Raw genomic sequence first — 18,272 nt, forward strand, 5'->3', positions numbered from 1 at the left:
TTATTTTACCCGTTCCGACTTAACCTTGAGTTGTTGTCCAACGGACAAGTTACTGGAGTTCATATCATTAAGTTCCATGATCTCATCTACGGTAATATAATAGGTTCTGGAAATAGAATATAAGGTATCTCCTTTTTGAACAACATGCATTTTGTAATTATAGGTCTTAGGCTCCGCCTGAACCAAATATCCCTGCGCCAGCACCTGCTTATCGTATTTGTAAAGTTGATATCGCTCTATAAACGATATTAACTTTTGGGGATAAGCCTTATCAGTTGCATAACCTGCTTTTTTAAGTCCCTTTGCCCATCCTTTATAGTCATCTCTCCTTAGATCAAAAAGAGATGCATACCTTGCCCTTGAGGAGAGAAAAATACTGTGGTCCCGAAAGGAGTACATCGGATGATTGTATTTTCTAAAACACTCCCCTTTTTCATCATCATCATGATATGCAAACTGGCCCTCCCAACCACTATGGCATTTAATTCCAAAATGATTATTAGTCTTTCGGGTAAGGTTTCCCATCCCATAGCCGCTTTCAAGGATCCCCTGTGCCAGGGTAATACTTGCCGGGATGCCATAGGCTTTCATTTCAAATTGGGCTATTTCGGAATAGGTATCCAAATACTCTTCAATGGAAGATGTTGAAAAATAAGTAAACTTTTTGGCATCTTCAGGAAAAGGAAATCCTGAGTATTCTTTATTAGTTTTATTGGACTTTACAGTCTCAGAAGATTTTTTCTTGGAATAGGTGGTTCTTTTTTTAGTTCCACAACTTACTAGTAAAAAAACCAAAACAACTGCCAGGCTAACGCGTTTCATATATCGATTATGGGTAAATTTTTGCTTTTCAAATATAAATTCATTCCGGCAATTCCTTGTAATCCACCGGTATGAATGGCCAATATTTTGGTCTTAGGCTTAAAAAAATCTTTGGCAATCAAATCCAAAATGCCGTACATCATTTTACCCGTATAGACCGGATCAAGGGGTATTCCAACGTTTTGTTTCATTTCATTAATAAATGAGACTAACGATTTATTAACCCTTGCATAACCTCCAAAATGGTAATTTGTACACAATTCCCAATTCCCATTTTGCACAAATTTACAAATATCTTTCTTTAAAAAGTCTCCCTTAAGTGCTGGAAAACCAATAACCTTTTGATTTGTTGCAGCAGAATTAATAATCCCGGCTATGGTACCTCCTGTTCCAACCGGACAACAAATTATGTCATATTCGGCATCTTTTAAGCTGAGTATCTCCTCACAGCCTTTTACAGCTAAATCGTTTGTCCCTCCTTCGGGAATCATATAAAAATTACCTATTTCCCTCTTTAAATTTGATATAAACTCTTTAGTCCCTTTTTTCCTGTAGTCTTCCCGCGTGACAAATTTAAACTTCATACCTCGTTTTGCTGCCTCCGAAAGGGTTGGGTTTTTAGACCATGAATCCCATAACTCTTCCCCGCGAATTACCCCGATGGTCTTTATGTTGTTTAACTTGCCTGCATAAGCCGTAGCTGCAATATGATTAGAGTACGCACCACCGAAAGTTAACAAGGTATCATAATTCAATTCCCTGGCTTTAAGCAGGTTATATTTAAGTTTACGATATTTATTTCCAGAAATTTGCGGGTGAATTAAATCCTCGCGTTTTATACTGAGCGTTACTTTCTTTTTCTCTAAAAGGGGAAGGATTATTTTTTGATTGCTTACCAAAACGGTTTAGGAATTCATTCCCTACAAAGATAATTAATGAAGCTGAAAGGTTTCCTATTGTCCAGGTAATCCAACTCTTTTTCATTTTGATAGGCCTCACGCTCAAAACTAATGTTCTGGTATGCCCTGTAGGAGTCTAAATAAAGCAATGATCGCAATAACCATTCAGAAATATAAAGGAAATAAAAAGGAATTATAAAAAGTTCCTGTTGCTGTTTTAAATGAATCCTCTCGTGATTAATTAGAACAGCGTCTTGTTTTAACTGAACATCCTTGAGAATAATGAAAGGCCATAAAGACAAACCCACATAATTTTTATAAAAAAAATGTCTCACTATCACAATCATAGGCACTACTATAAAGAGCTGAAAACAAATATAATTCTTATATTTTACATTGGCATCTCAAAGCGGATGGGCTACCAACATTTACGATAAGCTGATCGTATTTGGTAAATGAACCGCTTATCCCTGATTAAATTATATCTTGAGCCATATGTTGCAATAATCTCGTAATTTTATGCCTATGAAAAAAATAATCCCATTGGAAGAAGGCGATTATTACTGGTCTGAAGAAGGCTATAGGGTTTTCACGAAAAAATATCATCTTAAACGAGGGTATTGTTGTGAGAGCGGATGCAGGCATTGTCCTTACGGGTATAATGCAAAGACAAATTCGCAAAATTAAAACCACCCCTTTGGCATGATAATTGTGCTTATTTGTTGATGGTTTAGGATTGACTAACTCAAAAACTAGTATTATGAAAAAGATCACATTTCTTGCAATTCCAGCACTCTTCTTACTCTTAATAGGTTCATGCGCTTCGGTAAATGTTTTATCCGATTATGATAAGCAGACCGATTTTACTACATATAAAAGCTATGCATTTTACAAAACAGGAATTGACAGAGCTCAAATTTCTGATTTAGACAAAAAACGCATCCTTAGAGCAATTGAAACGGAAATGGATTCTCTTGGTTTTGTAAAGTCGGATAAGCCTGATATTCTTATCAGTATATTTACAAAAGAGAGAGTTGAGGTTGATATATACAACGGCGGCTGGGGTTACGGCTGGGGTTGGGGTTACGGCTGGGGCTGGGGTTATCCGGGCTTCTATAACCCTTACTTTTATGGCCCGGGTTATTATGGCAATAATGTGAGTACCAGAACTGAAGGCTCCTTGTATATTGATCTGATAGATCCTGTAAAAAAAGAACTCGTTTGGCAGGGAAGAGGGGTTGGCACTCTGAATAACACAAAAAACATTGAAAAGAAAGAGAAGCGCATTCGCCAGTTTGTATCTCAAATATTACAGCAATATCCTCCGGAGGTTATTGCTGCCAACTAAAAGTTTAACCGCCCGCTTTGGGCGGTTTTTTGTATCTTTATAGGACATAAATTAAGCGCAATGTCCTACGAAAGTAATCCAATTTTAGATAAACTTCCCACTCATCTTAAACAGTATATAAAGCCACAGGATTATGAGGATTATTCCGCAATTGATCAGGCTGTTTGGCGCTATGTGATGCGAAAAAATGTGGATTATCTGAGTAAGGTAGCCCATAAATCATACGTAGAGGGTTTAGATAAAACAGGGATTTCTGTTGATCATATTCCTAATATGTATGGGATGAATCGCATATTAAAAGAAATTGGTTGGGCTGCGGTTGCTGTAGATGGTTTTATCCCGCCGGCTGCTTTTATGGAGTTTCAGGCTTATAATGTCCTTGTTATTGCATCAGACATCAGGCAACTGGAGCATATTGAATATACCCCGGCTCCGGATATTATCCATGAGGGCGCAGGCCATGCTCCAATTATAGCCAATCCGGAATATGCAGAATATTTAAGAAGGTTTGGCGAAATAGGTTCTAAAGCCATTTCCAGTGCAAAGGATTACGAACTTTATGAAGCGGTAAGATATCTTTCAATCATAAAAGAAGCTCCGGGAACCCCCTTGGCTACTATTGAAAAAGCAGAAAAACATATTGAAGAATTACAGCAAAACATGGGTGAACCCAGTGAAATGGCCCTCATTAGAAATTTGCATTGGTGGACGGTGGAATACGGCTTAATCGGTACCGTTGAGGCACCTAAAATATATGGCGCGGGCCTTTTATCTTCTATTGGTGAGAGTGCATGGTGCATGACAGATAAGGTAAAAAAAATACCCTACAGCATTGAGGCCGCACACACATCTTTTGACATCACTAAACCTCAGCCACAACTCTTTGTTACACCGGATTTTGCCTTTCTGAGTCAGGTTCTTGAAGAATTTGCAAATACAATGTCTTTGAGAAAAGGTGGTCTTTCGGGTGTTACTAAATTAATCAACGCAAAAGAACTCGGCACAATAGAGCTCAGCACAGGCTTACAGATTTCCGGGATGTTCAGCAAGGTAATTTCGCATGAAGGGAAACCGGTTTATCTTCAAACCGAGGGAGAAACAGCCTTGTCCTACAGGGAAAAAGAACTTGTGGGCCATAGCACCCAAGACCACCCAAATGGATTTGGTTCTCCGGTAGGCAAATTAAAAGGAATTAATCTGGCTATAGAGGATATGAGTCCACGAGATCTGAAGGCATATAACATCTATGAAGGGGAAACTATCTCCCTTGAATTTGAAGGAGATATTAAAATTAAAGGAGACATCATTACGGGAACACGAAATCTGATGGGAAAAATAATCCTGATTACTTTTCGGAATTGCACGGTGAGCCATGGCAAAGAAATACTTTTTAAACCGGAATATGGCTTATACCATATGGCCGTCGGAGAACGTGTGATATCCGCTTTCAATGGACCAGCTGACCTCCATAGTTTTGATTTAATAACCCATGAAATTTCCTCCTCGACCATAAAACCTGTGAAATCTGAACCTCTTAAAAAACTCGAACAATACTACGAGCAGATACGCCACTATCGCGAAGGTAGTAACACAACAATCTCAAGAAACAAAGTGTTTAAGGTAATTCGTGAAGAGTATCCGAATGACTGGCTTTTATCAGTAGAACTCTATGAATTGGCCAAAATGAATGGTGATCATGGTTTTGCAGAACAAATCCATTCTCATTTGGAAACCGTTAAACTCAATAATCCAAAAGTGGGTCATTTAATAGATGATGGATTATCTTTAGTAGATGGACAATTGGTCAATTAAAATTTGATCTATGAGATATTGTAGCTTATTTATATGCATAATCTTTGCTCTAGGAACTATGAATGCGCAATTCGTTGCCAATTATGATGAATCTAAAGTGCCGGAATTTGACCTGCCCGATCCATTAACCACTTTTGCTAAAAAGGAAGTTCAGACAAGCGCCTCCTGGAACAAATTAAGGAGACCAGAATTGATCAGTTTCTTTGAAACTGATGTATATGGCAAGGTTCCGGGAAAAATAGATGCGAATTCTTTTAAGGTTTTGGAAGAGCGAAACTCAGCGCTGGGGGACAGAGCCAAACGAAAACAGGTTAAAGTCACCCTGACAAAAAATGGAAAAACATTAAGTTTTACCATGCTTTTATATCTGCCAAAGCAGATTGCCCTCAATGGTTTATTTTTAGGTTATAATTTCCACGGAAATCATACCGTGACTGATGATCCGGAGATAATTATTTCCAAAGCCTGGTCGCTTAATAACGAATCTATTGGTATTACCAACAATACCTTAACCGAAGCAAACAGGGGAAAGCGATCTTCCAGATGGGCCATTGCCAAAATGATTGAAGCCGGATATGGTCTGGCTACTATTTACTATGGCGAAATTGACCCAGATAAAAACGATTTTACGGATGGCATTCATCCTTTGTTTTACGCTGAGGACCAAAAAAGGCCTGCCAAAGATGAGTGGGGCAGTATTGGGGCATGGGCATGGGCTTTAAGCAGGGCCATGGATTACCTGGAAGAAGACACTGAAACTACCCAAAAACCTGTTGTTGTATTTGGACATTCGAGATTAGGTAAGGCTGCATTATGGGCCGGTGCAACAGATACAAGATTTTCAGGGGTTATTTCCAACGATTCAGGTTGTGGAGGAGCTGCCTTGTCCAAACGAAGATTTGGTGAAACTGTGGCTCGTATTAATGAAAGTTTTCCCTATTGGTTTTCAGGGAATTTTAAAAAATTTAATAATGCTGAAGAGCACTTACCGGTTGATCAACACGAGTTATTGGCCCTAATTGCCCCCAGGCCATTGTATGTGGCTAGTGCCCGGGAAGATGAATGGGCAGACCCAAGAGGTGAATTCCTTTCTTCCTATTACGCCTCGCCGGTTTATGAACTATTTGGAAAAAAGGGGATCTCTTCCAATCAAATGCCCAATGTAAATTCTCCCATCTTTAATACGGTCTCATATCATGTAAGAACCGGCAAACACGATGTTACTGCATACGACTGGGAACAATATATAAAATGGGCCCTTATGCATTTTAATTAAGTAGTGCTTTTGGGGTATTAGAATTCGTTAGCCGGGTTTATTTCGAACATGTTTTCTTCAACAATCTCATTTTTATAGGAAAGTGTCCACCCCATTGAATGGGTTAGTATATAGAATTTGGAGAGTTCGCTTAGGAGTCTGTTTTCGGCATTTTTTTTAAGAGAAGAAGCATTTACTTTTTTAAGCAATGATGCATTTATATTTTTTTTGATCTTATTATAGTCCTCAGCACCAAAGCTGTTAAAGTAATCAGCAGTGACATCATAATATTCAAAATCAGGGTTAATCTTGATCTCTGGTTCCGGTATATTCCTAATTCTTAGTGTCTTGTCAGCCTCATCCACTTCAAAATTAATTTCCCTGAGGTCATAGGCTATGGTAACTTCGGCATTTACAACGACCAGGGCTTTCTTATCCGCAGTAAAATAAGGACCAAACAACTGTTGTGAGTCGTGATAGGTGTAGACCTCTGTGAAGTGTCCTTCAGTAACTATTAACTTTGCAACATTATTTATCTGCTGCTGAATAAGCAAGCTATTTTCCTTTAGGATGGCCTTTTCTTCTTTTCCTTTATTCCAGGACTGAAAAATCAAAATCATGGCCATAGCAATGACTATTCCCAATAAAACTCGTTTCATCTATCGAAATTCATAAATGTATATTCCTTCTTTAATTTGGCTATTTTCTTCTTAAGTGAATTAAGAAAGAGCTGGTGCTTTACCGATGATTCATTAAAGGGTACATGCTTTAACCCCTTTTGAATATCCTGGACCGTTTTCATTACTTTTTCTGTATTCCCGGAAACCCATACATATTTAAATTTTTCCCAGATATAATCCATGGCCAGACTATTAGGATGCACCATATCTTCAGCGTAAAATCTATAGTCCCTAAGCTCATCCAGCATAAGTTCATAGGCGGGAAAATAAGATACCTTTTTATGCGCCAATGCTGACTTATTTATCTTACCAATTGCTGAAACTAAATGTGCTTTACTCCGTTGATTTTCTACAAATCCATCTTTTAAATGCCGCACCGGGGAAATTGTCAAAATCACGGAAGCTTGCCCATTAACTTTCCTGATATTTGAAATAATCCTTTTTAGACTTGCTTCTATTTCATCTGCCTCAAGTAACTCTTTTGTAAATTGGTTCTGAGGAAGTTTATGGCAGTTGGCGACCCTTTTCTGTGTTGCAACATCTTTATAAACCCAGGCCGTCCCTAATGTAATTATAATATGGGTAGCTTTAGTGAGCTGATTTCTTGTATTAACAAGGGCATTATTTAAATTGGTAAGTAGTAGTTCTTTGGATGGATCACTCAGGTCTGAATGTGCATCCGGGGAGTGCCAGCGCTCATTGGTATAAAAAACATCAGCATCCGAATAATTGGCTTCTTCTATTGCCCGTTCTATTAGGTTATCTATTGATTCAGAGTGGAACAATATACCAAAAGGATTCTGAAGGGTTTGAAATTGGTAATATTCGAGTTTACTCCCAATATTTTCTACAAAGCAGGAGCCCAGGAGTAAAACAGAACTTCTGTAATCTATCTGTTCATCCTCAGCATGTAATGGAACTGTTGTTTGAAGTTTCATCCAATTTGTTTCAAAGAATTATAACCCATTAATTATATGCCATTTTGTACTATACAGACATTTCATTAATCCCCAACATGCTATTTTAAGTAATCCCTTACATTATCCAGTACCAAGGGGATGCCTTCAGGATTTTTACCTCCGGCGGTGGCGAAAAATGGCTGGCCCCCTCCGCCCCCATCAATAAACTTTCCTAAATCCCGAACAATCTGTCCGGCATTTAAATTTTTTGAATCAACAAGTTCCTTCGATATATAACAGGACAACAAAGCCTTACCATCTCGTTCTGAAGCTAGCAATAGAAAAAGATTGTTTCTGTCTCTCCCTATTTCAAACGCCAAATCTTTGATGGATGCTGCATCTAGGTCTACTTTCTGTGACAAAAATTGAACCCCTTTAATTTCTTCTAATCCCTGGATGAGGTTGGCCTTAAGATTTTTAGCTTTTAATCTTAATAAACCCTCTATTTCCTTTTTTAGTCTTGCATTTTCTTCCTGAAGGGTTTCAACGGATTTCACCGGATCCTTGGTTCCTTTAAACAGATCTCTGATCTCATACAATTTTCTGTTATTTTCATGATAAAACTCCTTGACGGCATCAGAGGTAATGGCCTCTATCCTGCGGATTCCTGCGGCAATTGCACCTTCGGAAACAATTTTAAAATGCCAAATCTCCGAGGTGTTCTTTACATGGGTGCCACCACATAGTTCAATTGATTGCCCATATCTCACCGTACGAACCACATCTCCATATTTTTCTCCAAAAAGGGCCATTGCGCCTTCTTTTAAAGCTTTTTGCATGGGTATGCCCCGCTGTTCTTCCAGTGGGAGTTGTTCATCTATCCTCATGTTTACAAAATCTTCAACATCTCGGAGCTGCTGAACCGTCATTTTCGCAAAGTGGGAAAAATCGAAACGAAGATATTTGGAATGTACGGCAGAACCTTTTTGCTCTACATGCGAGCCCAAAATTTCCCTTAGCGCCTGGTGCAGTAAATGGGTAGCTGTATGATTTCGAGCTGTACGCTCCCTTTGTTTTTTATCTACAACTGCTGTAAGCACCTCATTTGGATGTTTGGGAAGGTTTTTTGAGAAATGAACAATTTCATTATTCTCCTTCTTTGTATCCAGGATGTATATTACATCACCATTTGGAACTTCCAGGTATCCCTTATCACCAACCTGGCCACCACCTTCAGGATAAAATGGGGTTAAATTAAATACCAGTTGAAACAGGCTTCCCTCCTTTTTGGAAACAACCTTTCTATATTTTACCAATTTTACATTGGCTTCAAGGGAATCATAGCCTATGAACTCTTGTTGGGCATCCGCCATAAGAACTGTCCAATCTTCTTTTGAAACTTCAGAAGCAGCTTTGGAACGGTCTTTTTGTTCTTTCATGGCCATTTCAAAACCACTTTCGTCTAAATTCATACCTCTTTCACCTAAAATCAGAGCTGTTAAGTCTATTGGAAATCCATAGGTGTCATATAATTCAAATGCCTTCTTACCACTTACCGTAGTACCGCTTGTATTAGCTATTATGTTATCCAGTAAAAGCAAGCCTTGCTCGAGTGTTTTTAAAAAGGAGTATTCTTCTTCCCGAATGACATTTTCTATAAGGTTGCGTTGTTCTTTTAACTCTGGAAAAGCCTCTCCCATACTGGCTACAAGAGCACTTACCAGACGAAACATAAAAGGGTTTTTGGTATCTAAAAATGTAAATCCATATCTAACCGCCCTTCTTAAGATTCGACGGATTACATAACCTGCACCGGTATTACCGGGCAACTGCCCGTCGGCGATAGAAAATGCTACCGCACGTATGTGATCTGCAATAACCCTTATGGCAATATCTGTATTCTCGTCCTTACCATATTTCGCATTGGTGATTGTTTCTATTTCTCTAATAATAGGAGAAAATACATCCGTATCATAATTAGATTGAACTCCCTGCAAGACCATACACAGCCTTTCAAAACCCATTCCGGTGTCTACATGTTTTTCCGGAAGCGGCTCCAGCTCACCATTCGCTTTTCTATTATATTGGATAAATACAAGGTTCCATATCTCCACAACCTGGGGATGATCCTTATTGACCAAAGTGGCCCCATTTACCTTCGCTTTCTCTTCTTTGGATCGAATGTCTACATGTATTTCCGATGAAGGACCACATGGGCCCTGATCACCCATTTCCCAGAAATTATCTTTTTTGTCTCCTTTTATAATCCTGTCTTCCGGAACAATACTTTTCCACAAATTGAAAGCTTCCGTATCCATTTCCAATGCATCGGCATCCGAACTGCCTTCAAATACAGAAACATAAAGGCTATTCTTGTCAATTTTACATACTTCCGTAAGAAATTCCCATGCCCAGTTTATGGCTTCTTTTTTGAAGTAATCTCCAAAACTCCAGTTTCCAAGCATTTCAAACATGGTATGGTGGTAGGTGTCTTTACCCACTTCTTCCAGATCATTATGTTTACCGCTTACCCGGAGACATTTTTGTGTATCCGCAACTCTTGGATCTTTAATAACAGAATTTCCTAAAAAATACTCCTTAAACTGATTCATTCCCGCGTTGGTAAACATCAAAGTAGGGTCATCTTTTATCACCATAGGTGCGGAAGGCACTATTTTATGTTGATTTTTCTTAAAAAAATTTAAAAAATTAGCTCTTATTTCCCTGGAAGTCATTTAATATGGCAAGGTTTTATTAATTTTAACTGTTTAAACAAAACAATTTTTATATTTGTTCGAGTGGATAAGACGAAAGCACAAAAATAGGATAAAATCCATACATGTCTAAGGTAAAATACTTTTACGATCCTGACACCCTTTCATATAGAAAGATAGAGCCAAGAAAATCTCGACACTATAGGAATATTGGCCTCTTTACGCTTGGTTCAATTATTTCCGGTTTGCTGGGTCTAATCCTTTTACTCAATACCAATATTTTAAATACTCCGAGGGAACTTTCACTGCAAAGGGAAGCCAAGAATTATGAACTGCAATTTGAACTCCTGAATAAGAAGATGGAGCAAATGGAGTATGTTCTGGCCAATATAGAGGACCGGGATAACAATATTTACCGTTTATATTTTGAGGCAAATCCTATTCCTGAAGAACAACGAAAAGCAGGTTTTGGAGGTGTAAACCGATACAAATCCCTGGAAGGATTTAATAATTCAGAAATGATCATATCTACTTCTAAGCGATTGGATATCATTCAAAAACAAATGGTTATACAATCCAAGTCACTGGATGAGATAACGAAGCTTGCAGAGGAAAAAGAAAAACTTTTGGTAGCGATCCCGGCAATTCAACCTGTAAATAACGAAGAATTAATAAGAATGGCATCCGGATTTGGATGGCGTTCGGACCCTTTCACCAAGGCGAGGAAAATGCATAGGGGCATGGATTTCACTGCCCCCAAGGGCACACCAATATATGCATCAGGTGATGGTGTGGTAAAACGTGCAGATAATAATGCATCCGGATATGGCAAACATATTAGAATAGATCACGGATATGGTTATATGACCTTATATGCGCACCTTAGCAAATACAATGTAAAGAGGCGCCAGAAAGTAAAGCGCGGAGACCTAATTGGTTTTGTAGGTAGTACAGGGAGGTCAGAAGCACCTCATCTGCACTATGAGGTTTGGAAGGATGGAGAGCGGATAAATCCAATTAATTTCTATTACGGAAGTTTATCTGCCGAGGAATTTGAAAATATGCTGAAATACGCCACTCAGGAAAATCAATCACTGGATTAATGCATATAGAACTACCCGAAAAACGTTATTATGGAATTGGCGAAGTCGCCAGGGCTTTTAACGTAAATACTTCCCTGATTCGATTTTGGGAGAAAGAGTTTGATGTTATTCAACCCAAAAAGAATGCAAAAGGTAATCGGAAATTCACTCCCAAGGACGTTTATAATATCCAACTGATTTATCATTTGGTTAAGGAGCGAGGATTTACCCTTGAAGGTGCTAAAACACACCTGCGCGAAGAAAGACAAAAAACCTTGTCAAATTTTGAAATCATCCAAAAACTCGAGGGAATAAAAGCCGAGCTGATCAAAATAAAAAGTCAACTTTAAACAATATAACAACTTAATAAAACGATTATGAAAAAGTGGTTAATTCCCGTAATTGTTCTCCTGGTTTTGGCATTTGCTCTTTACCAATGGGCTGTTGGATTTAATAATACCTGTGTAGAATATGAAGCTAATGCAAAAACAGCCTGGTCTAATGTTGAGAGCTCATATCAAAGAAGGAATGATCTGATTGGAAATTTGGTAAAAACAGTGCAGGGAGCAGCAGATTTTGAAAGGGGTACTTTAACCGATGTCATTGAAGCACGAGCCAAAGCAACTTCAACCACTATAGATGTAGATAATCTGACACCCGATAAAATGGCTGCCTTTCAGGAAGCACAAACAGGATTGTCCTCTGCATTATCGCGTTTGTTGGTTACCGTTGAAAGATATCCGGATTTAAAAGCCAATAAAAATTTTCTTGAATTACAATCGCAATTGGAAGGAACAGAAAATCGCATTAATGTAGCCAGGGACAGGTATAATGAACAGGTTAATATCTATGACATCTACATTAAAAAATTTCCCAATAAAATATTAGCAGGTTGGTTTGGATTTGAAGAAATGGCAAGGTACCAGGCAGATCCCGGTTCTGAAAATGCTCCGGATGTAAATTTTGAATTCGATTAATTCACTTATTATGTCCATCGTAGAAGATTTCTTAACTGCAGATGAAGAACAGGAGATCGTAGATGCTATTCTGGAGTCGGAAAAAAATACCTCCGGTGAAATCAGAGTACATATAGAATCATATTCTCATAAAGACCATTACGCCCGCGCCAAGGAAGTTTTTCATTTCCTGAAAATGGATAATACACGTGAAAGCAATGGCGTACTGATTTATGTAGCGGTAGGGGATAAAAAATTTGTTATCTGCGGAGATAAGGGCATTGATAAAGTAGTCCCGGATAATTTCTGGAATTCCACCAAAGATAGTATTGAAAATAATTTCAAGGCCGGGAAATTCAAAGAAGGGATAATCGAGGGAATACTTATGGCCGGGGAAGAATTGAAGGTACACTTTCCATGGAAACCGAATGATACAAATGAATTGAGCAATGAAGTATCTAAAGGCTAGTCTGATCTTGTTCCTCATTTGGGGAACCTCTTCTTTTGCTCAATTTACGATTCCCGAAAAACCTAAACTTCAAACCAGTGTTTACGATTACTATGAATTATTAGCCGATGCTGATAAGAACGCTTTAGAGCAAAAATTAATACGTTATTCCGATAGCACTTCCACCCAAATAGTTGTTGCCATAATAGCATCAACCAAAGGTGAAAACATAAACTACCTGGGTGCTCAGTGGGGGGAAGCCTGGGGAATTGGACAGGCAGTCGAGGATAATGGCATCCTGATCCTTCTGGCCAGAGAAGACCGAAGGGTGGCCATTAATACGGGATATGGTGTTGAAGCAACCCTCACAGATGCATTGTCTAAAAGGATCATTGAAAATGTCATTATCCCCGAATTCAGAGCTGGTGACTATTATGGCGGATTGGATAAGGGGGCAGATGCTATCTTCAGTGTGTTAACCGGCGAATTCAAAAACGAACGTCCTCGGGAAGAGGACAGTCACTTTCCATTTGGAGCATTTCTACCCATACTTATTTTTATCATCATAGTCATCGTCCTAAGCAGCCGAAACAGACGCGGCGGTGGTGGCAAGGGCGGAGGCAGAAAAAGGGGCACGAGCCTTTGGGATATTATAATCCTTAGCAATATGGGCCGGGGCGGATATGGCGGATCATCATCTTCCGGAGGAGGATTTGGAAGTGGTGGTTTTGGCGGCGGCTTCGGTGGTGGAGGCTTTGGCGGAGGCGGTGCTTCCGGGGGCTGGTGATATCGAAATACGAAATGAGAAAAAAATAAGAGGTTAAAGGGTGAAATAATTATAGATAGTAATAATCCTGATTGCTGCAAACCAAATGCTGAACTCCACAAAGATTACCTCAACTGCACGGTTTTGACCGTTGACAAAAGTTTGCCATCGGTACTCATACCCTCGATGTACACCTTTACTTTAGGTTGTTCCTGTTTGGGAAAAGAAAAATCGACTTGGTTCTTATCATTAGTCAGCATTGCAGGTTGCCAATTTACGGTACCGTATTGTTGAAAAACAGTAGAGTCATAATCAGAATATTTGGGTTCGTAGTACTTATTTGGTTTCGTGAAACCATTTGTAATTAATTTTTTGATATAACGTTTTGGCGCATCAGGGTCTACATACTTTCCCGTGCTCGTAAAAGATAAATAACCTCGCTTTGCTTCGTCATAGGCAATGACCTGGATAGCAGATAAAGGCTTACCTACCAAATCGGAACCATCGGTAGGAAATCCATTTAATGATAGAGGGATGTTCATAGTGCCTCCTGAACTGCGTGCTGGAGCTTTAACTGCCAATTTAGTAAACCCAAAAGCATCGGTTTCTATCATTGCTTGAAATCCTAATTTTCTGAGATAGCCAATCAAACTTCCATATTTTTTTATATCTCTCCGCGGCAATTTTCTTTCAACAACGGTCACTTCATCTAACTGTATAGTATTATCCAATAGCTTTAAAGGATGAACAGCAGTTTCTGTCAATTTCGATTTAAATATTAAAGGGTAGTCTCTGATGTGAGAAAAATTCAAATTTTCCTTTACCAATCGAGGCACGTATGAAAGCTCTACCTCCGGTGCCCTTAGTTTTCCTTTTCGATCGATCAAAGCCATAGCAAGAGAATCATTTTTATAAAGTATTAATCCACCCTTGGTAAATTCCTTTTTATTATTTAGATCCAGAAAATAAAATTCCATAGGACTACCGTCATTCACCCACAAGCTATCCTCCTTCGATAAATCTGCGTTTAGGGCCTTACCCTTTATGGAAATCCCCTGTTCATACTCAAAGTTTTGTTCGAATACATCTTTAAATATTGTCTTCCAGTCATATCTGCCCCATCCCTGTACCAACAACATTAAGTCCAATTCATAAAGCTTCAAACGATTATACCCGTTGAAATAATAAGAAGGTTCTTCTATTGGATTACGCAAATAAGGCATCAACCAAAATGAACTATAAATTGAATTATTAGGCTGGTTCGCTTCAGTTCCCTCAGGCAGTATAGAAGCACTCAATGTAAAAGTAGTCGTATCTATTATCTTTATTATCGCTGCTAATTCTACAGAATCCCGTGCTGTTTCTTCTTTCATCTCAATGACCACTTCTGGGATATCAATCGCCCATTCGTTAAAAAAAAGACGACTTGCAATTACATTGAGTTTATCATCAAAAAGGGTTAATGTATTGACCCCAAATGGCAATTTGGCCTTGTCAAAGCTAAAAACCAAATCCTTTTCGTTTAAAATAAACTCTTCAACCAAAAGGCTCGTGTTTTGATGAAAAGCCACAAAGAAGAGTTCTCCTTTATTCGAATTCAGCGTTCTTTCATTTGTACTTATGGATAATAATAACCTTTTTGGATCAAGATTATTTGACATGATTAGGATACCTTCACTTTGCGGTCTTGGAAGTATGCTTTCAATAATCTTCTCATTTTCGAGTAATATCCGCAATTTATATTGGCGCTGGCCTTCCTGAAAATGGGCAAACTTCCCAAAACCCAAATGGTTATTATGAATGTTTTCTAAAATGGTTATGCCATCACTATTGATTAGGGAAGCGGATAAGATTTTTTGCCCAGCTCCTTTGACATCTACTACCTTGAATCCTACTATACCATTCGTGTTCTCCAAAATATAGCCACCCTCCGGCAATAATTGTACATCGAATTCGTCTGTATTATCGGGCAACGCCATTTCAGGCGCCTGAGGGAGAACTTCGATTTGTTGAATAAAGCAATCTTTGTGCCTAAAGTTCTTCATCCAATTCGTGTACGCCTTGATATAATAAATCCCGGAGGTCAAGGACGAATCAATCTTAAAATCACCATGCCCTACTCCTCCTTCTATATAAAGCAGATTTCTTCTAACCTCATTACCCTCTTTATCATAAAGACACACGTATAAATTGGTCGTTTGCAGTGACGGGGATTGCGAATTTTGATCATACACATAAGCAGAAAACCAAACATGTTCTTCCTGAAAGAATATTGTCTTATTTAAATGAAGGTGTATGTTTTCACGGTCGGGCTCAAAAAATGCTTCATGTTTCGTTTCCAGGTACTGCCGTGACGAGTTCTGAGCAAAAACGGATGGTGCCAAAAAAAATGTAATTAACCCAAAGACTAAAAGAAGGATGGATTTGATCATAGCAAAATCAAGATACAACAAATATCTATTTCTTACGCATAAAAATGGTCACAGGCACCCCTGTATAATCAAAGTTCTCACGTAATTTATTCTCCAAAAATCGTTTGTAAGGATCTCGCACATATTGTGGCAGGTTGCAAAAGAATGCAAACTGAGGATAAGGTGTTGGGAGTTGTGTAATAAATTTGATCTTTACATATTTCCCTTTATAAGCCGGTGGCGGTGTATGCTCGATAATCGGGAGCAAGACATCGTTTAATTTTCGGGTTGGGATCCTTTTGGAACGATTCTTATAAACCTCCACTGCCGTTTCTATTGCCTTAAAAATCCGCTGCTTTGTTAGTACCGATATAAAAAGGATGGGAACATCCGTAAAGGGCTCAATGGCCTTTTTTATTTTTTGGGTGTATTGCTTAACCGCATGGGTATCCTTCTCAACCAGATCCCATTTGTTTACCAGGATCACTATACCTTTATTGTTGCGCTGAGCGAGCCAGAAGATATTTTCTACCTGCCCGTCAAAACCACGGGTAGCATCTAATAACAACAAGCACACATCACAGTGTTCAATTGCTCTTACAGACCTCATAACAGAATAAAACTCGAGATCCTCTTTAACCTTTGCTTTCCTTCGAATCCCGGCCGTATCCACCAAATTAAATTCAAAACCAAAGCGCTTGTACTTTGTATCTATACTATCTCTAGTGGTACCTGCGATATCTGTAACTATATAACGTTCTTCACCAATCAATGCATTGATAAATGAAGATTTCCCGGCATTTGGCCTTCCAACAACGGCGAACCTTGGTAATTCATCTTCTTCTGCTTCACTTTCAGGTAAAACCTTAACCAGGTCGTCCAACAATTCCCCGGTACCGCTGCCATTTATACTGGATAAATTGTAATAGTCTCCTAGCCCAAGTCCATAAAACTCAACAGCATCCTCTGCCCTTTTTGCATTATCTACTTTATTGACTGCCAAAAAAACAGGTTTTTCAGCACGGCGCAAAAGGTTTGCGACATCCTCATCCATGCCCGTAATACCGGTTTCCACATCTACCATAAAAATAATGGCATCTGCTTCTTCAATGGCCAATTCTACCTGCTTGTCTATTTCCTGTTCAAAGATATCGTCACTCCCAAGTACATACCCCCCCGTATCGATTAATGAGAATTCCTTACCGTTCCAGTCGCTTTTACCATAATGCCTGTCCCGGGTGACACCGCTAACAGCATCAACAATAGCTTCACGCCGCTGGATTAAACGATTAAAGAATGTAGATTTTCCCACATTCGGCCTTCCTACTATGGCTACAATAGCGCCCATACTCACAAATTAGGGTGCAAAGTTAGTGCTAAAGGCTCTAGATAAAAAATAAATGATTAAGCCTTAAACCGGGATCTTCAAGATTTAAATATTTTTGAGATGGATTTTTCCTGAGAAATAGGTATCTTTTAGATGTAAACAATTGCAGGCATGAAAGCTTTACCCAATGACATTGTTTTAAGGCCCAGGTTTCAGCTGGAACTTCAACAGCCCAAGGAAAATGCCTTAGAATCTTTTGAAAAGGAAAAGGACAAGTCCTTTCTTATCAATCGAATAGATGACCATGTCTTTATAAAATTTCAAAAGAAAGATATTCATTTTTGGTCTCCCCAACTGCATTTGGAAATTAACGAAATAGATTCTGAAAAAGCCAAAGTATATGGCCTTTTCGGTCCTAACCCTACCCTTTGGACATTTTTTATGTTTTTACATTTTGGGGTGGGAACATTTTTTATAATCTTCGGTATCTGGGCGTATTCCAGTGCTTCTTTAGACAAGCCCTATGGGCTGCAACTGGGCGCCATGATATTTATGGTTGTCTTATGGTTTGTACTTTATGCTTTTGGCAGGGCAGGCAGGAGAAAAGGCAAACCTCAAATGAACCAATTGTTCCATTTTATGAGGGAAGTTTTACAATTGAATTGAATCATTTCTGATCATATCCAAACCGGCGAAGCTGATTGGGGTTACTTCTCCAGTTTTTATTCACTTTTACAAAGAGTTCAATATGCACCTGTTTGTCAAAGAATTTTTCCAGATCCTTTCTGGCAGCTATTCCTACCCTCTTCAGAGCCGACCCTTTATGCCCGATGATTATTCCCTTCTGAGAATC

Annotated in this window: 19 protein-coding genes; 10 read left to right on the forward strand and 9 right to left on the reverse strand. The window is 38.8% G+C overall.

Annotated features, from left to right (window positions below):
- From Q0X77_RS10420 to Q0X77_RS10430, 3 genes are read right to left on the reverse strand one after another with little or no spacing between them, the layout of a single operon-like run.
- Positions 1-822, reverse strand: a complete 822-nt coding sequence (locus tag Q0X77_RS10420; RefSeq protein WP_297796966.1) for a glucosaminidase domain-containing protein — start codon at positions 820-822, stop codon at positions 1-3.
- Entirely contained in the window at positions 819-1,721 is a 903-nt protein-coding gene (locus Q0X77_RS10425; RefSeq protein WP_297796968.1) for a 1-aminocyclopropane-1-carboxylate deaminase/D-cysteine desulfhydrase, read from the reverse strand. The genes Q0X77_RS10420 and Q0X77_RS10425 overlap by 4 nt, the downstream gene beginning before the upstream one ends.
- Positions 1,722-1,735: 14 nt before the next feature.
- Positions 1,736-2,068 carry a hypothetical protein gene (locus Q0X77_RS10430; RefSeq protein WP_297796970.1) on the reverse strand — a complete coding sequence of 111 codons (333 nt, stop codon included), beginning with the start codon at positions 2,066-2,068 and terminating at the stop codon, positions 1,736-1,738.
- A 178-nt stretch (positions 2,069-2,246) separates the two neighbouring features.
- On the opposite strand from Q0X77_RS10430, the gene Q0X77_RS10435 reads away from it, so the two are divergent.
- From Q0X77_RS10435 to Q0X77_RS10450, 4 genes are all read left to right on the forward strand, one after another.
- Positions 2,247-2,408: a DUF5522 domain-containing protein gene (locus tag Q0X77_RS10435; RefSeq protein ID WP_297796972.1), complete on the forward strand. Its 162-nt coding sequence runs from the start codon at positions 2,247-2,249 to the stop codon at positions 2,406-2,408.
- Between the two features lie 73 nt (positions 2,409-2,481).
- A complete protein-coding gene (locus tag Q0X77_RS10440; RefSeq protein WP_297796974.1) occupies positions 2,482-3,069 on the forward strand; it encodes a DUF4136 domain-containing protein in 588 nt (195 codons plus the stop codon).
- A gap of 60 nt (positions 3,070-3,129) precedes the next feature.
- The gene (locus tag Q0X77_RS10445; RefSeq protein WP_297796976.1) at positions 3,130-4,881 is read left to right on the forward strand and encodes an aromatic amino acid hydroxylase; all 1,752 of its coding nucleotides are present in this window, start codon (positions 3,130-3,132) and stop codon (positions 4,879-4,881) included.
- Positions 4,882-4,891: 10 nt separating this feature from the next.
- Positions 4,892-6,157 carry an acetylxylan esterase gene (locus Q0X77_RS10450; protein ID WP_297796977.1) on the forward strand — a complete coding sequence of 422 codons (1,266 nt, stop codon included), beginning with the start codon at positions 4,892-4,894 and terminating at the stop codon, positions 6,155-6,157.
- Between the two features lie 17 nt (positions 6,158-6,174).
- On the opposite strand, the gene Q0X77_RS10455 is transcribed toward Q0X77_RS10450, so the two are convergent.
- The 3 genes from Q0X77_RS10455 to alaS form a co-directional block, all read right to left on the reverse strand.
- Complete coding sequence (locus Q0X77_RS10455; protein ID WP_297796979.1) at positions 6,175-6,795, reverse strand: DUF4230 domain-containing protein; 621 nt, start codon at positions 6,793-6,795, stop codon at positions 6,175-6,177.
- A complete protein-coding gene (locus tag Q0X77_RS10460; RefSeq protein WP_297796982.1) occupies positions 6,792-7,754 on the reverse strand; it encodes a GSCFA domain-containing protein in 963 nt (320 codons plus the stop codon). The genes Q0X77_RS10455 and Q0X77_RS10460 overlap by 4 nt, the downstream gene beginning before the upstream one ends.
- A gap of 80 nt (positions 7,755-7,834) precedes the next feature.
- On the reverse strand, positions 7,835-10,450 hold the full coding sequence (alaS, locus tag Q0X77_RS10465) for an alanine--tRNA ligase (RefSeq protein ID WP_297796986.1): 2,616 nt from the start codon (positions 10,448-10,450) through the stop codon (positions 7,835-7,837).
- A gap of 104 nt (positions 10,451-10,554) precedes the next feature.
- On the opposite strand from alaS, the gene Q0X77_RS10470 reads away from it, so the two are divergent.
- The 5 genes from Q0X77_RS10470 to Q0X77_RS10490 are packed head-to-tail and all read left to right on the forward strand — an operon-like array spanning position 10,555 to position 13,702.
- A complete protein-coding gene (locus Q0X77_RS10470) occupies positions 10,555-11,532 on the forward strand; it encodes a M23 family metallopeptidase (RefSeq protein WP_297796988.1) in 978 nt (325 codons plus the stop codon).
- Positions 11,532-11,861: a MerR family transcriptional regulator gene (locus tag Q0X77_RS10475; protein WP_297796991.1), complete on the forward strand. Its 330-nt coding sequence runs from the start codon at positions 11,532-11,534 to the stop codon at positions 11,859-11,861. Before Q0X77_RS10470 ends, Q0X77_RS10475 begins: the two co-directional genes overlap by 1 nt.
- Before the next feature lie 27 nt (positions 11,862-11,888).
- A complete protein-coding gene (locus Q0X77_RS10480; RefSeq protein WP_297796994.1) occupies positions 11,889-12,488 on the forward strand; it encodes a LemA family protein in 600 nt (199 codons plus the stop codon).
- Between the two features lie 10 nt (positions 12,489-12,498).
- Complete coding sequence (locus Q0X77_RS10485) at positions 12,499-12,936, forward strand: TPM domain-containing protein (protein WP_297796997.1); 438 nt, start codon at positions 12,499-12,501, stop codon at positions 12,934-12,936.
- Positions 12,917-13,702 carry a TPM domain-containing protein gene (locus Q0X77_RS10490; protein ID WP_297797000.1) on the forward strand — a complete coding sequence of 262 codons (786 nt, stop codon included), beginning with the start codon at positions 12,917-12,919 and terminating at the stop codon, positions 13,700-13,702. Before Q0X77_RS10485 ends, Q0X77_RS10490 begins: the two co-directional genes overlap by 20 nt.
- Positions 13,703-13,806: 104 nt before the next feature.
- Here Q0X77_RS10490 and Q0X77_RS10495 read toward each other — a convergent pair whose 3' ends face one another.
- Together Q0X77_RS10495 and der are read right to left on the reverse strand one after the other, a co-directional pair.
- Entirely contained in the window at positions 13,807-16,113 is a 2,307-nt protein-coding gene (locus Q0X77_RS10495; RefSeq protein WP_297797003.1) for a hypothetical protein, read from the reverse strand.
- Between the two features lie 25 nt (positions 16,114-16,138).
- Complete coding sequence (gene der / locus Q0X77_RS10500) at positions 16,139-17,440, reverse strand: ribosome biogenesis GTPase Der (protein ID WP_297797006.1); 1,302 nt, start codon at positions 17,438-17,440, stop codon at positions 16,139-16,141.
- A 150-nt stretch (positions 17,441-17,590) separates the two neighbouring features.
- Here der and Q0X77_RS10505 point away from each other — a divergent pair, with 150 nt between their 5' ends.
- On the forward strand, positions 17,591-18,085 hold the full coding sequence (locus Q0X77_RS10505) for a GTP-binding protein (protein WP_297797009.1): 495 nt from the start codon (positions 17,591-17,593) through the stop codon (positions 18,083-18,085).
- A gap of 1 nt (position 18,086) precedes the next feature.
- Here Q0X77_RS10505 and Q0X77_RS10510 read toward each other — a convergent pair.
- A partial coding sequence (locus tag Q0X77_RS10510) for a KH domain-containing protein (protein ID WP_297797011.1) occupies positions 18,087-18,272 on the reverse strand: 186 nt, incomplete at its 5' end.

It is taken from the genome of uncultured Eudoraea sp., assembly GCF_947258925.1.
GTDB lineage: Bacteria > Bacteroidota > Bacteroidia > Flavobacteriales > Flavobacteriaceae > Eudoraea.